The organism is Amycolatopsis sp. NPDC001319 (assembly GCF_042896185.1).
Classification (GTDB): domain Bacteria; phylum Actinomycetota; class Actinomycetes; order Mycobacteriales; family Pseudonocardiaceae; genus Amycolatopsis.
On record NZ_JBIAWY010000004.1, the window covers coordinates 602992 to 618615 of the forward strand.

The window sequence follows — 15624 nt, forward strand, 5'->3', positions numbered from 1 at the left end:
GGTTCGGAGTGGACGGTCGGATTACCGGCCCGTGCGCCGGAGATGCGCTTCCAGCGCTTCAGCGATCCGGGCGATCGGCCCGGAGTCGGTCAACGCGTAGTGCGAGCAGGCCAGCGGCACCTCTTCGAAGACGCCGCCCGCGAACGGGCGCCAGGCCGCGGCCCGGTCGGCGGGACCGCCCGCGACCTCGGGCTCGTCGGCGCCGACCTCGGTGGCGCTGACGAACAGCACGTCGCCACGCAGCCGGTCCGGCACGAGCTCGGGGGCGATCCGCAGGTTGTTGCGCACGACCTTCGCCACGGCGATGGCCTCGTCCCGGGTGAGCGTGCCGGGCACCGCGTCGGGGTCCCGGTGCGACGAGTCGAGCAGGGCCAGCGACTCGTCGACTGTGGCCGGCGCAGGCACGTCGAGGCCGGCCAGGCGCAGCACGAGCGCGGCGGCCTGCGCTTCGACCGCTTGACCGTCCAGCGCGCCAACGTCGGGTTGCGGCGTGTCGAGCATGGCCAGCAGTGCGACCTCCTCGCCGGCGTCTTCCAGCGCCGTGGCCAGGCGGTGGGCGACCGCGCCGCCGAACGACCAGCCGAGCAGGTGGTAGGGCCCGTGCGGCTGCAGCTCGCGGATCCGCTCCAGCGCGTCGCGCAGTACCTCGCCGGCGTCCGCCGCGGCGGCCCGGGTGCCGTCGAGGCCGAGGGCCTGCAGCCCGTAGACGGGCCGGCGCGGGTCGAGGTTCGGCAGCAGCCCCGCGTAGCGCCAGGCGACGCCGCTCACGGGGTGCACGCAGAACAGCGGCGGCAGGTCTCCGCCTTCGCGCATCGGCAGAACGGGCGCGAAGGCCTCCTGTCCGACGGCGCCGCCGCGCCCGGTCCGGTCGAGCAGCCCGGCGATCGTGGGCGTCGCGAGCAGGGCGGCGGCCGGCACGTCGAGGACACCGGCGTTGCGCATCCGGCCGCCGAGCAGCACCGCCCGCATCGAGTCGCCGCCGAGGTCGAAGAAGTTGTCGTCGAGCCCGATCCCGTCGACGCCGAGCACGGCCTCCCACTCGGCCGTCACCGCTCGTTCCAGGTCGGTGCCGGGCGGCACGTGGGGCACGGGCAGCGCCGGCCGTGGGGTGCGCCGCGACGCGGTGTCGCGGACGTTTTCGCGCGGTTCCGGGTTTGTGGTGCCGAGCGCGCGGACGGCGGGTGAGTCGATCCAGTGCCGGTCCCGGGCGAAGGCGTAGCCGGGGAGGTCGGGCAGCGCGGCGCGCGACACGGGTTCGTCCGGCACGGCACCGATGTCGACCGCGGCACCGGCGGACCACAGGCGGGCCAGGGCTTCCGTCCGCACGCGCGCGTCGGGTCCGGTGGCTCGCGCGTGACGCATGGTCGGCACGGTGGCGCGAGCCGGGCGGCCGTCGCCGACGGCCGCGGCCAGCCGGGAGAGGACGTCACCCGGGCCGATCTCCACCAGCACCGGGTCGGTGCCGGCGCGCAGGGTCTCCACGCCGTCGGCGAAGCGGACTGTGCGGCGGGTGTGCGCGACCCAGTGCTCGACCGAGGTGGCTTGCTCGGCGGTGACCCAGGTGCCGGTTACGTTGGTGACGTAGGGAATCCGGGGCGGCCGCAGCGCGACGCCGCGGAAGGCCGCAGCCAGGTCGTCCAGCACCGGGTCCAGCACGGCGGAGTGCGCGGCGGCGGGCAGGCGCATGCGGCGGTGGGTGACGCCGTCGGCGACGAGCCGTTCGACGAGCGCGTCCACGGCGTCGGCGGGCCCGGCCACCGTGCACGAAGCCGGCGAGTTCACGGCGGTCAAGGAAAGCCGCTCGTCCAGCAGCGGTGCGGTGTCCTGTTCGGACAGTGCCACGCTTACCGTCGCCCCGCCCGCCGAGATCATCAGGCGGACGCGCGTGGCCAGCAGCGGCAGCATCTCTTCGAGGGTCATCACGCCGGACAGGCACGCGGCGACGTACTCGCCGAGGGAGTGCCCCAGCAGCGCACTCGGCCGGACCCCGCTCGCCATCAGGGAGGCCGCGAGGGCGTATTCGACGACGGCGAGCGCGAGGAACGACTCCACGCTGAACGGGTCGGCCTCGTCGTGCAGGGTCGTGCGGATGTCGTGGCCCAGCACCGGCTGCAGGATCGCGGCGCACCGGTCGACGGCTTCGCGGTACGCGCGATCCTCGCGGTACAGCTCGGCGCCCATGCCGACGTACTGCGTGCCGCCGCCGGGCAGCAGGAAGGCGACCTCCGGCGGTTCCTCGCCGACCGGCCGGGCGGTTTCCGGGACCACCGCGGCGGTGAGGGCCGTGGCGGCGTCCGCTGCGGTCCTCGCGGCGACAGCCCAGCGGTGGGCGCCCGAACGACGCGCACGCAGGGCGCGGGCCACCTCGGCCACGGACAGCTCGGGGTGCGTCTCGAAGTGCCGGCCGAGCCGCCGGAGCTGGCCTTCGAGCCCGTCACGGGTGCGCCCCGACACCGGCAGCACCGTCCACTCGTCCGACGGCGGCGCCGGGCGTTCCGCGCGTGGCGGCGCCTCCTCGAGAATGACGTGGGCGTTGGTCCCGCCGACGCCGAACGCGCTCACCGCGGCGCGCCGGGGGCCGTCGCTCTTCCACGGCTCCGGCTCGGTCGGGACGCGGAACGGTGTGCTCGCGAAGTCGATGAGCGGGTTGGGCGCGGCGTGGTGCAGCGTCGGCGGGATGGTCTCGTTTTCCAGCGCCAGCACGGTTTTCACGAGCCCGCCGATCCCGGCCGCGGCCCCGAGGTGGCCGATGTTGCTCTTCACCGAGCCGAGCGCGCAGTACTGGCTGCGGTCGGTGGTCTCGCGGAAGGCTTCGGTGAGGGCCGCGACCTCGATCGGGTCGCCGAGGCGCGTCGCGGTGCCGTGGGCCTCGACGTAGGTGACGGTGTCGGCTTCGATACCCGCCGCGACCTGCGCGGCCACGATGACCTCGGACTGCCCGGCCGGGCTCGGGGCGGAAAACCCGACCTTGCGGCGGCCGTCGTTGTTGATCGCCGAGCCGCGGAGGACGGCGCGGATCCGGTCGCCGTCGGCCAGCGCGTCGGCCAGCCGCCGCAGGACGAGCACGCCGGCGCCGTCGCCCGCTGCGGTCCCGGCCGCGTCCGCGGAGAACGGGCGGCAGAACCCGTCGGGGGAGTACGGGCCGTCGGGCACGTGGCGGTATCCGCGCAGCGCCTGCGGGTCGATCGAGACGGCGCCGACCACGGCGATGTCGCACGCGTAGGCGGCCAGGGCCTCGCCGGCGGTGTGCACCGCGACGAGTGCGGTCGAGCACGCGGTGTTCAGCGAGACGCTCGGGCCGGTCAGCGCCAGGTCGTAGGACAGGCGCGTGGCGAGCGTGCCGAGGGAGTTCGCCGTGGCCGTGTGCGCGAGGCCCACCGAGTTCGGCTCGCCGGCGAAGCGCGGGTGGACGTTGTCGGCGTAGTAGCGGCTGTCGCCGGCTCCCGCGTAGACGCCGACGACGTGGTCGCCGTGGCCGTCGGCGTACCCCGCGTCCTCCAGCGCGTGGTAGGCGGTCTCCAGCAGGACCCGTTGCTGGGGGTCGATCAGCTCGGCCTCGGCCGGGCCGTAGCCGAAGAACGCGGCGTCGAAACGGTCGTGATCGGGAAGGATCGCGGCCTTGCGCACGAGTTCCGGGTCGGCGAGATCGGCCGGGTCGCCGCCCGCGTCGAGGAACTCCTGTTCGCTGATGTCGCGGACGCCGTGGCGGCCCTCGCTCAGCAGCGCCCAGAACTCCTCCAGCGTGTCCGCGCCCGGGAAGCGCGCCGCCATCCCGATCACGGCCACCAGCTCGGCCGTCTCGTCCTCATTCGGCATGCGACGTCTTCCCCTTCCGGTTGCGATGGGAGCGCGCTTCGCGGCGGCGCAGGGCCTGTTCGCGGGCGCGGCCGAGCGGGCCGCCGGGCTTCGCGGTGCCGCGATCGCTGTCGGGCGCTGCGAAGTCGGAGCGGGTCACCAGGTGCGCGGCGAGGGCGCGGGCGCTGGGATGGGCGAACAGGTCGACCACCGTGAGCGCGCTGCCCAGCGCCTCGTTCAGCTCGGCCTGGGCCCGCACCAGCATCAGCGAGTGGCCGCCGAGGTCGAAGAAGTTGTCCGCGGCGCCGGCTTTGTCGCGGCCCAGCACCTTCCGCCAGACCGTGAGCACGGCTTCTTCCAACGCGTTTACGCGATCCCCGGTGTCAGCGTCCGAAGTGGACTCGCTGGTCGAGGTGCCCGCGGCCCGCAGGACCGCACCGTGCTCGGCGATGCCGCCGGATGCGTGGGTCGCCGCCGCGACGGCGGTCTCGTGCAGCACACCGAGGTCGGCACCGTCGTCCAGCTCGACGCGCGCGGCGAGCCGGTACCGCGCCCGGGCGGGACCGTCGACGAGGCGGCGGATCCCGTCGGCCCGGCGGTCGGCGCCGATGAGCACCGCCGGCTCGGCGAGGCCGCGGGCGAGGTCGAACGAGCGCAGTGCGGTCTCGACGTCCAGCGCCCGGTAGCCGCGCGTCTCGCCGAGGGCGGCCAGCTCGTCGCCCTCGCTCATGCCGGTGTCGCGCCAGGTGCTCCACGCGAGCGACTGGGCATCGAGGCCGCGGGCGCGCTGCTCGACGGCCAGTGCGTCGAGGAAGGCGCACGCCGCTGCGTAGGGCGCGCTGAACGCGGCGCCGAAGGTGCCGTTGACCGACGAGAACGACACGAACGACCGCACCGGGTGCCGCCGGGTGAGTCCGTCGAGGACGGTCGCGCCGTCGACCTTGGCCGCGATCGCCGCCCGCCAGGTCACGGGGTCGAGGTCGGTCGCGGGCCGCCGGTCGATCGTCCCGGCGAGGTGGAGGATGCCGGTGAGCGAAGCCGACCACGCTTCCGACGCGGCTTCCACCGCGCTTTCCACTGCCGTCGGATCAGTGACATCTGCAGCGGCGTAACGGACTTCGCCGAGCTTGCGCAGGGTCTCGATATCGGCGTCTGCCGTCCGCCCGATGAGGAGCAATCGGACGCCGGGTTCAGCCGTGAGCAGGTGTTCCGCCACGCGGGCACCGACTCCGCCGAGCCCACCGGTGACGAGGACGAAACCGTCCCGATAGGACGGAGCGGTCACCGACGAAGGCACCGGCACCGGGACCAACCGGCGGACCAGGCGTTCGCCGCCCTGCCGGCGGACCTCCGCGTCGGCCGGGGCGACGGCGAGCTCCTCGGCGATCAACTCAGCCGCGTCCACTCCGCCCGGGACGGCGATCGTGCCCGCGGTGAGACCGGGCCGCTCGTCGCGCAACGAGGGCAGGAGCCCGGTCAACAACGCATGTTCCGGGGAGCCGTCGGTCACCACCCGCAGGTCGACCTCGTAGTCCGACCGCGCCAGCACCCTGAACAGCGCCAGCACCGACGCCTCACCGCAGGCGTCCCACGGACCGAGGTGCACGATGCGCTCGGGACCGCGCCCGTCGGCGGCGAGCCGGTCGACCAGCGCCCCGAGGTCGCCGGAGTCCGCGACGCGAGCCGTGTACCGCGCGGCATCCGTGCGCGAGTAGGCCGGGCCGGCGGAAACCGTCGTGGCGAGGCCGCCGTCAGCGCGTACGCGGGCGGAGATCAGCTCGGCGAGCCTCGTACCTCGAGCACCCGCGGTGACGATCAGCACCGACGCGCCGACGGACGTGCGTGGGCGGCGCACCGGTGTCCACTGAGGACGGAGGAACCAGTGCGGCACGGTCGCCGCCGTGCCGGCCAGCACCTCGGCGTCACGCACCGCCTGCGCGAACTCGCCGGCCTCGAACCGCTTGCGCAGCTGGGTCCGCTGGATCTTGCCGATCTCGGTCTTCGGGATCGCCGCCGCCTCGACGGGCAGCACGAACGCGGGTGCCACCCCGGCCTCTCGCGCCACCTTGCCGCGGATCGCCCGCAGCGCGGCCGCCGCGGCCTCACCCGTGTCGTGGCCGGGGGCGAGGTGCACGAACAGGGCGAGCTGGTCGGTGCCCGCCGCGGCGTCGGCGCGCACGGCGACCGCGGCGGTGAAGGAGCGCACCACCACGGGCAGCTCTTCCACACACGCCTCGATCTCGTGGCTGAAGTGGTTGACGCCGTTGACGATGATGACGTCCTTGACCCGACCGGTGATGTACAGCTCGCCCTCGCGCAGGAACGCGAGGTCCCCGGTGTCGAACCAGCCGTCGGCAGTGAACGAGTCGGCGTTGGCGCCCGGGTTGTCGTGGTAGCCCGAGGTCACCGACGTGCCGCGGACCTGCAGCCGCCCGACCTCGCCTTCGGGCCGCAGCCGCAGCTCGTCGTCGACCACGCGCATCGCGAAACCCGGGTACGGCCGCCCGCAGCTGACGAACGTCTCGTCACCGCCAGGCGGTGCTTCGGCGGCGAGGACGGTGTCGGTGACCACCGAGCACGTCTCCGACATGCCCCAGCCCGGGTGCAGCACGTCGGGCCGGAGCCCGAACGGCGCCAGCGCCCGCAGGAAGCGGCGGTTCGTCGCGCCGACCACGACCTCGCCGGCGTTCATGATCAGGTGCACGGGGGACAGGTCCCAGCCGCGCCCGGCCAGCCGGTCCGCCTGCTCCACGACGAGGCCGAACGCGAAGTTCGGCGCCCAGGTGACGCTCGCGCGCCAGCGGTCCGCCAGCTCCCACCAGCGCAGCGGGTCTTCGAGGATCCAGCCGGTGGGCGCGTGCACCTGGCGGGCGCCGAGGTAGACGTCGCGCAGGTGGAACATCACCACGCCGGTGACGTGGTCGAGCGGGATCCAGTTCAGCGAGACGTCGTGCTCGGTCAGGGAGTTGGTGACGGTCGCGGCGACGGCCCGGCTCAGCACGTTGCCGTGCGTCAGCCGCACGGCCTTGGGCAGCCCCGTGCTGCCGGAGGTGAGCAGCATGAGCAGCAGCTCGTCCGGGTCCGCGCGGTGCCAGTCCTCGGCGGGGTCGCCCGTGCGCAGGTCGTCGACGGTCGCGATGCGGGGATCCGGCCAGTCGCGCCGTTCGCCGAACGCGCGCAGCCCCTCGGCTTTCGCCGCCGACGTGACGATGATCGGCCGGCCCAGCATGCGCCAGATGCCGTCGAGCTTGTTCGACGCCGCGGAGTCGGTGGCGTAGGTGCCGGGCACGGTGAGCGGCACGACCGTGACGCCGGCGGCGATCGCGCCCCACAGCGCGGCCACGAAGTCCTCGGTGTCCTCGCACTGCAGCACGATCTTGTCGCCCGGGCGCAGGCCGAGCGCCCGCAGGCCGCCGAGGACGTGGTTGGCCTCTTCGATCACCGACGCGTAGGTGCGGCGGGTCTCCGAGCCGTCGGCACGCACGTGCACGATCTCGGCGTGCTCGCCGCGGGTGGCCGCCCGGCGCAGCGCGTCGCCCCAGCCGTCGACCTCCGCGGCGGGCAGCTCCGGGCCTTCCGACAGCGACAGCTTGTCGCTGGTGACGCTCGGCGCGGCGGGCGATTCCTCCACTGCGGCGCGGACCCGGGTCGCCAAGGGGAGAGCTTCGAGGTCTTCGGGAATCTCGTCGCGGGTGACGGTGGCGGCACGCACGCCGGGCACCGCCGCGAGGGCGGTGCGCCAGGCGTCGGCGGCGACCTCGTCGACGATCGGCAACCGGTTCAGGGCGGCGACGTCCAGGTGCCCGTCCTCCGTGCGCGGCAACGCGGTCACGGCCGTCACCCTCGTTTGGTCGCCGAGCAGCCGGCGTACGTCGTCGTCCGCGCCGGGGCGGGCGGGGACGACCCAGACGCCGACGTCGGTCACGGCCACGTCCGCGACGGCGGACAACGCGCGCAAGCGGGCTTCGAGATCCGTGTCGGGCGCTTCGGGCTCCGGCGTCCGGGCTGCGAGCAGGCCTTCCGGCACGAGACTGTCGATGCCGGCGCCCGGCTCGGCGGCGGCCCGCGCCAGGACGGTGACCAGCCCTTCGGCCAGCAGCCGCGCCGTGCCGGGGTCGAAGAGGTCGCGGGCGAACTCGACGTGACAGGTCAGGCCGGCGGGTTCGTCGGCCTCGTCGGTGTGCTCGGTGACGTCGAAGAACAGGTCGAACTTCGCGGTGCCGGTCGCGCTGGGGCGCAGTGGCACCGGCGGCCCGCCGAGCGACACGGTGGCCGCCGCGTTGTTCTGCAGCGCGAGCATCACCGTGAACAGCGGGTGGCGGCCCGGCACGCGCGGCGGGTTGAGCAGCTCCACCACCTGTTCGAACGGCAGATCCTCGTGCGCCCACGCCGCCCGGTCACCCGCCTGGAGGCGGGCCAGCAACTCGGCGACGGCCGGGCACCCCGAGGTGTCGGTGCGCAGGACGACGGTGTTGGTCACCAGGCCCACCACCTCGTCGAGAGCCCGGTCGTGCCGCCCGGCGACCGGGGTGCCGATCGCGAGGTCCTCGCCGGCGCCGAGGCCGGTGAGCAACGCGGCGAGCCCCGCGTGCAGCACCGTGAACAGGCTGACGTCGTGGGCCCGCGCCAGCTGCCGCAACGCTTCGTGCGCCGCCGCGTCCACGGTGAGGTCCACGGCGCCGCCGCGGCCGGTCGGGCGAACCGGGCGGGGCCGGTCGACGGGCAGCGCGGGTTCGTCGGGCAGCCCGGCCAGCGTGGCGCGCCAGAACTCCTCGTCGCGCGCCGCCGCGCCGCCGCCCGCCGGGTCGAGGCGATCTTGCTGCCACAGCACGAAATCGGCGTACTGGACCGGCAACGGGGGCAGCTCCGGTGCGCGGCCCGCGGCGCGTGCGGCGTAGGCCGTGGTGAGGTCCTGCGCCAGCGGCCGCAGCGACCAGCCGTCGGCGACGAGGTGGTGCAGCAGCAGGACCAGGGTGCGCGCCCCGCCGGCCGGTCCGTACAGGCCGGCGCGGAACCCCGGCTCCCGCGTGAGGTCGAGGTGCTGGCGTGAGGCCGCGGCGACGTGCGCGCTGATCTCTTCGGCGGGGCAGTCGACGACAGGTAACGCGACGGGCCCGGGCTCGCGGATCTCCTGGTAGGGCACGCCGGAATCGGCCGGGAACACCGTGCGCAGGCTCTCGTGGCGGGCGGCGACGTCGCCGAGCGCGGCTCGGAGCGCGTCCACGTCCACCTGCTTCGTGAGCGGCAGGACGAGCGGGATGTGGTAGGTCGCGCCACCGTCGAGCTGGTTCAGGAACCACAGGCCGCGCTGGGCCGGCGACAGCGGCGGCCGCGCCGGGCGGGCGACCGGGCGCAGCGGCGCGCGCGTGGGCGGGGCGGTGTCCAGGCGGGTGGCGAGACCGGCGGCGGTCCGGGTGTCGAACACGTCCGCGACGCCGATCTCCACGCCGAACTGCGCACGGATCTCGGTTGCGGCGCGGGCGGCGGTGAGCGAGTGGCCGCCGGCGGCGAAGAAGTCGTCGTCCGGCCCGAGCCGTTCGGCCCCGAGCACCTTGGCGAGGATCTCGGTGAGCGCGCGTTCCCGTGGGTTCCCGGGTTCGCGTACAGCGGCCGCGGACGTCCGGCGGGCCGCCTCGGCCCGCAGCGCGGCCAGGTCGACCTTTCCGTTGACCGTCAACGGAATCTGCGGCACGACGTGGAACAGCGAGGGCACCAGGTACGCCGGGAGTTTCGCGGCGAGCAGCGCGCGCAGCTCGTCGGCGGACACCTGCTGCCGGCTCTGCACCACCGCGACGAGCTGCTGGTCCTCGGCGAACACCACCGACTCCGCGACGGCCGGGTGCTCGGCCAGGCACGCCTGCACCTCACCGGGCTCGACGCGGTAGCCGCGCAGCTGGATCTGGGCGTCGGCGCGGCCGAGGTAGCGCAGCGAGCCGTCCTCGGTGTACGCGGCGAGGTCGCCGCTGCGGAACAGCGTCCCGTCGCCGAACGGCGAGGGCACGAACCGCTCGGCCGTCAGCTCCGGGCGGCCCAGGTAACCGCCGGCCACGCCCGCGCCGCCGACGTGGATCTCGCCGACCGCGCCCACCGGCAGCAGCCGGCGGCCGGTGTGGCGGTCGAGCAGGAACAGTTTCGTCGTCGGGATCGGGCCACCGATCACGCTCGCGCCGGACGAGAGATCCTCGGCGGTGACCGGGTGGATGCTGGCGTGCACGGTGGTTTCGGTGATGCCGTACATGTTCACCAGCCGCACGCGCGGGTGCGCTTCGGCGAACCCGGCCAGCAGCCGCGGCTGCAGCGCTTCGCCGCCGAAGATCACATAGCGCAGGTCCGGCAGCTCGGCACCGATCCGCACGAGGCGCGTGAAGGCGCTCGGCGTCTGGTTCAGCACGGTCACCCGCTCGCGGCGCAGCAGGTCGAGGAACAGCTGGGGGTCGCGGGTCTGCTCGGGCGACACCATCACCACGCGGCCGCCGTGCACCAGGCCGCAGAACAGCTCCCACACCGAGAAGTCGAACGCGTAGGAGTGGAACATCGTCCACACGTCCGCGGGCCCGAAGTCGAACGGGAACGCGTCGTTGTCCACGAGCCGCGCCAGGTTGCGGTGGGTGAGGACGACGCCCTTGGGCGTGCCGGTGGTGCCGGAGGTGTAGATGCAGTACGCGGGGGAGTCGAGCGGAACCTCGGGCAGCACCACGTCGGTGGTCGGCTGCGCCAGGAGGTCACGCAGGGCGAGCAGCTGCCCGTCGAAACGCTCGGCGCCGTCGGACACCGCGATCCGCACCTGCGAGTCGGCGAGGATGAATTCCTTGCGCGCCACCGGGATCGCCGGGTCGATCGGCAGGTACGCGGCGCCGGCCAGCAGGGTGCCGAGCATCGCGCGGACCTGGTCGGCGCCCCGGTCGACGAGCAGCGCGACGAGCTCACCGCGCCGCACGCCGTGGGCGAGCAGGCCGCGTGCGATGGTCTCGGCGTCGGCCAGCAGCTCGGCGTAGGTGAGGGCGGTCTCGCCGTCGGTGACGGCGATGGCGTCCGGTCGCGCGCGGCGGATCAGTTCGTGGACCGGGGTTTCCGCATAGGAGGCGTCGCCGGGGTTCCAGGTGACGAGCTGCGTGTGCCGCTCGGCCTCGGTCAGCGGGTCGGGGGCGCTGACGGGCTGCTCGGGCCGCTCGGCGAGCTGGGTGAGGATCGTTTCGAAGTGCGTGGCCATGGTGGCCATGCGCTCTTCGGTGAAGCGCAGTCCGTTGTAGACCAGCCGATCCTGCTCCAGGCGCAGGTCCCGCTCGAACAACGCGGTGTCCTCGCCGACGCGCCGGGCCAGCTCGTCGAGCGGAGCACGGCTGTGCTCGCGGGCGTGGGCGGTGTCGGCCGCCGTCGCCGCGACGAGGTCCGTGAAGCTCAGCCGCGCCTCGGGTCGAAGCCGGATGGGCAGAATCTTGCCGTCCACAGAGGACACACCGAGCGTCAGGTCCTCCTGGCCGGTGTACCACAGCAGCAGCGCGGCGAACGCGGCCAGTGCCACGTCGTCGCGCTCGGCGCCCAGCCGTTCGGCCGCCTGGTCCAGTGCTGCGGGGAACCGCACCGGAACAGACTGCTCCTGGTACTCGTCGGTGGTGTTTCCGCCCAGCCGCAACGGTTCGGCCGGCGGCCGGAGCACCGCCGCCCGGGCGGCGAGGTCGCGTTCGCGGAGCCCGGTGGCGAGGTCGTCGTAGACCGGCCCGACGGGATCCAGCTCGCCGACCGTCGTGGTGGGTTCGGCCGACGCGAGCGTGGCCAGCAGGCGGGCGAAGCCGCGCCCGTGGGCCCGGGCCGTCGGCTCGTCGTAGCGCAGGGCGTTGGCCTCGACCTCCAGCCCGGTGAGCGCCCCGTCCTCGGCCAGACCGGCGACGAACGCGATGTCGTCGACGGGGCCCGGCGAGAGGTCCACGACCGGACTGGTCCCGCCGGGCAGCCGGAGCACGGTGCGGTAGCTCTTGATGTTGACCTGCGTGGTCGTGAGCTCCGACTCCGCGGTCACGAGCCCGAGGTCGCGGCGGATGTCCTCGATGCGGTAGCGGCCGTGCCGGCGCAGGTCCCGCATCGCCTCGCGCAACCGGGCCACGAGCTCGCCGACGGAGTCGCCGGCTGCCACCCGGAGCCGCAACGGCAGCACGTTGACGGTGGTCGAGGGCAGCCGTGCGGCCGTGCCGGTCCGCAGGGCCAGCGGGAGTGCGAGGACCACGTCGGTGACCCCGGTCAGCCGGTGCTGGTACGCCGCCGCGCCCGCGATCACGAGGTCCGCGGTCGTGGCCTGCAGTTGTTCGGCGAGCGAGGTGAGCGACGGCAGCTCGTCGACCGTCGCTTTGAGCGGCGCACCGCGCGCGGGCTCGGGCCGCGTGCCGGACAGGCTTACCGGCGCCGGGATCCCGGCCAGGGCTTCGAGCCAGTAGGCGCGGTCGGCCGCGGGCCGCTCGGAGTCGAGGTAGCGGTCCTGTTCGTCGAGGTACGCGCCCAGCTCGCCGAACCTGTGCTCGCCGGGTGTGGTGTCCGTGCGCAGGGCCTCGTAGATCTCCTCGATCCGGCGCAGTACCAAGGAAAACCCGTAGCCGTCGAGCAGCACGTGGTGGCAGCGGTGGAACCACACGGCACCGCCCGGCCAGGTGAACAGCACCTCCCGCACCAGCTCAGCGTTCGTGGGCCGGGCGAGATCGGCGCGCATCCGGTTCAACGCAACCGTTTCCGGATCCGGCTGCGTGGCGAGGTCGACGACCTCCACCCGCGGCGCCACCCCGGTCCGGCGCTGGACGGGGACCTCACCCTCGGCGGTCACGGTGACCGCGAGCCCCCACACCTCGCCCAGGGCCTGCTCGACCGCGCGGGCGAACCGCTCCGGCGCGGTGCCCGCGGGCAGCCGCACGTACTGCCCGGTGGTGAAGACGGGGTTGGTGGTGTCGCGCTGCTGCGCGAACCAGATCCCGGCTTGCGGTGCGGTGAGCGGACACGACTCGGCAGCACGGTCGGGCATGGGCTTACCTTCCACGTTTCGTCGGGATGCGGGGACCCAGCGGGTGGCGGCCGTGCGTCAGCTCGCGGTCGTGACCCCGGACTCCCGCACGATCTCCCACCACTGCTCGGGGGTGGGCCGTTCCAGGAAGTCGACCAGCGAGGCGCGGACGCCCGCGGCGCGCCACGACCCGACGAGCCGGTTGAGCGTCACGGAGTCGAGGCCGAGCTCGAAGAGGTTGTCGTCGGGGAGGAGTTCCTCGTCCTCCAGGCCGGCCGCCCAGGTGAGGGCGGCCAGGAGTTCGTCGAACGTCTCGGGGACGCGAGCGGGATCGGGACTCATGGCTCCACGCTAGTTTCGAAGACCTTGGGGATTTCCTCAGAATTGCGCGGCCGTTGCTTCGGCTGCGACGAGGCGACCGGGCGCGGCGAACGGCAGTGGCGTGCGATCGGCGGCGCCGAGCACGACGTCCGCCAGCAGGTCGCCGATTCCGGCCGCGTGCTTGAACCCGTAGCCGTTGCAGCCGCCCGCGAGCACGATCCGCGGGTCCTCCGGCGCGGCGCCGAGCACGAACTGGCCGTCGGCGGTCGTCGTGATCCCGCAGTTGAGGACCTTCGACGGGAAGCGCTCCACACCGGGGACGGCGGTCGGCAGCACCTCGCCGAGCCGGTCCCACACCGCGCTCGTGAGGGCGAGGTCGCCGTTCACCGGGTCGTACGGCGCCGGCTCGGGCCCCGGTTCGAGGCCCAGTTTGACGTGGCGGGGATCGCCGTCACCCTGGCCCCACAGCACGGTGTCCGCGTCGATCTCGCGCATGAACACGGGGAAGCGCTCGCGGCTGAACAGCGCCGGGTCGCCGCGCGGCGCGAACCACGTCATCGGCAGGTGGACCGAGCGCAACCCCAGGCCCGGCGCGAACCCGGGCAGCCAGCACCCGGGCGTGAGCACGACCTGGTCGGCCACGAGATCACGCAACGCGGTGCGCACCCGCACGCCGCCCGGTTCGGGTTCGACGCCGAGCACCCGCGTTCCGCTCACCACCGTCGCGCCGTGGTGCTCCGCTTGCGCGATCGCGGCCCGCACGGACTCCTCGGCCCGCAGCACTCCCGCAGACGGCTCCCACACGCCCACGTGCCCGTCGGGAATCCCGGCGTGGCCTGGAAAACGGCGCATGAGCTCGCCGGGCACGAGCACCTCGACCTCGACGCCGTGGGCCTGCGCCGACGCGAGGGTCGCCCCCGCCTGGCGTCCGTCGCGCGGGCCGATCAGCAGCCCGCCGGTGTCCTCGACCAGCCGGGTGCCCGTCGCGCGTTCGAGCTCCCGCCACAGCTCGAGCGAGCGGCGGGCCGTCGGCACCAGCGCCTCGTTCTCCAGGCAGGTCTCGCGGAACATCCGCGTCCCGCCGTGGGACGAGCCGCGCGCGTGGGCGATGTCGAACTGCTCGACCCCCACAGCCCGCACGCCGCGGGCGGCGAGCCGCCACAGCGTCATGGCGCCCCAGATCCCGAGGCCGACCACCACCACCTCGGGGCGGCCGAGGTCGGGCGAGCGATTGTCGGGCATGTCCGGTACCTCCTGCTCGGGGAAGCGCGGGTCAGGCGGACGGGGCGAGCTCGCCGGCGAACTGCGGCGCGATCTTCCCGGCGAACTCGGCGACGGCCCACCGGGCCTGCGCGAGCGGCGTGACTCCGGTGTTGAGGTGCAAGCTCACGGTCACGTCGTCACCGATCAGGGCACGCACGCGTTCGAGCTGCTCGGTGACCTCGCCGGCGGTGCCGATCAGGACCTTGTCCTGCTCCCACGACTTGCGCAGGTCGGCGGAGGCGACCTTGTCGACGAGCTTCTCGTAACCGGGGTACTGCGCGGTCGCGGCGCCGCGCCAGCTTTCGACGGCCCCGCTCATCTTGGCCAGGTAGTTCGCTTCGCCCTCTTCGGCCGCTTCCCACGCGCGGGCGCGATCTTCGTCGAGGTAGCACGTGTACTTGACCTGGATCCGCGGCGTGCGGTCCGGGTGGTTCGCGGCGAACGCCTCCCGGTACGCGGCGAGCATGTCGGCGAACTGCGCGCCGCTGGTGATCGTCGGCACGACCTGCAGGTTGTGGCCTTCGCGGCCGGCGGCGGCGCACGAGTCGGCGCTGGACGCCGAGGCCACGAACAGCGGTGGGTGCGGCCGCTGGAGCGGACGCGGGGTGAGCGTCACCGGCCCGAAGCGGTGGAACTCGCCGTCGAAGACCACGTCGGTCTCGGTCCAGAGCGCCACGAACGCGCGCAGCGCCTCGCTGAAGCGGGCGCGGCTCTCTTCGATCGACACCCCGAACGCCGAGAACTCGTGCGGCAGGAACGCCCGCCCCGCCCCGACGTCGAGCCGGCCGCCGGTCAGCTGGTCCAGCATGGCGAGCCGGCCGGCCAGCTTGATCGGGTGGTCGAACGCCGGGATGACCGCGCCGGTGGTGATGCGCAGCCGTTCGGTGCGCGCGGCGATGGCCGAGAGCAGGACCACGGGGTCGGGGCTGAATCCGCCGTAGGGGCCGAGGTGGTGTTCCACGACCTGGACGTGCTCGTAGCCCAGGCGGTCGGCGTCGGCGGCCAGTGTCAGGCAGTCTTCGTAGTAGGCGCGTGGTGCCTTGTCCTGCTCGTCGAGGACGGGGAAGAAGGTCAGGCCGAAATCCATGGGCTCCCCAAAGGATCGAAGGTGCGAACGGTGTCGTCGGTCGGCGCGGCCAGCGTAGGCGCGCGAGGACTGGGGAGTTCCCTAGAGAACCGCTGGTAGACAGGAGTCGCCGGCCGAGACCCCGGTTCTCGTTTTCCTTCCACAGCTTCGAAAGGACGCCAGCGTGTCGAATCGG

5 protein-coding genes are annotated in these 15624 nt (G+C 73.9%); all 5 read right to left on the reverse strand.

Features of this window, described 5'->3' with window-relative positions:
• Positions 1 to 21 precede the first annotated feature (21 nt).
• The 5 genes from ACFY1H_RS17895 to ACFY1H_RS17915 are packed head-to-tail and all read right to left on the reverse strand — an operon-like array spanning position 22 to position 15449.
• Positions 22 to 3816 (reverse strand): type I polyketide synthase, encoded by a 3795-nt coding sequence (locus ACFY1H_RS17895; RefSeq protein WP_386947552.1) that lies wholly within the window; start codon positions 3814 to 3816, stop codon positions 22 to 24.
• Complete coding sequence (locus ACFY1H_RS17900) at positions 3806 to 12799, reverse strand: amino acid adenylation domain-containing protein (protein WP_386947554.1); 8994 nt, start codon at positions 12797 to 12799, stop codon at positions 3806 to 3808. The genes ACFY1H_RS17895 and ACFY1H_RS17900 overlap by 11 nt, the downstream gene beginning before the upstream one ends.
• 57 nt (positions 12800 to 12856) lie before the next feature.
• Positions 12857 to 13120: a phosphopantetheine-binding protein gene (locus tag ACFY1H_RS17905; RefSeq protein ID WP_366582926.1), complete on the reverse strand. Its 264-nt coding sequence runs from the start codon at positions 13118 to 13120 to the stop codon at positions 12857 to 12859.
• 36 nt (positions 13121 to 13156) lie between these two features.
• Positions 13157 to 14341 carry an N-methyl-L-tryptophan oxidase gene (gene solA, locus ACFY1H_RS17910; protein ID WP_386947557.1) on the reverse strand — a complete coding sequence of 395 codons (1185 nt, stop codon included), beginning with the start codon at positions 14339 to 14341 and terminating at the stop codon, positions 13157 to 13159.
• A gap of 31 nt (positions 14342 to 14372) precedes the next feature.
• Positions 14373 to 15449, reverse strand: a complete 1077-nt coding sequence (locus ACFY1H_RS17915; RefSeq protein WP_386947559.1) for an LLM class flavin-dependent oxidoreductase — start codon at positions 15447 to 15449, stop codon at positions 14373 to 14375.
• Positions 15450 to 15624: the final 175 nt, after the last annotated feature.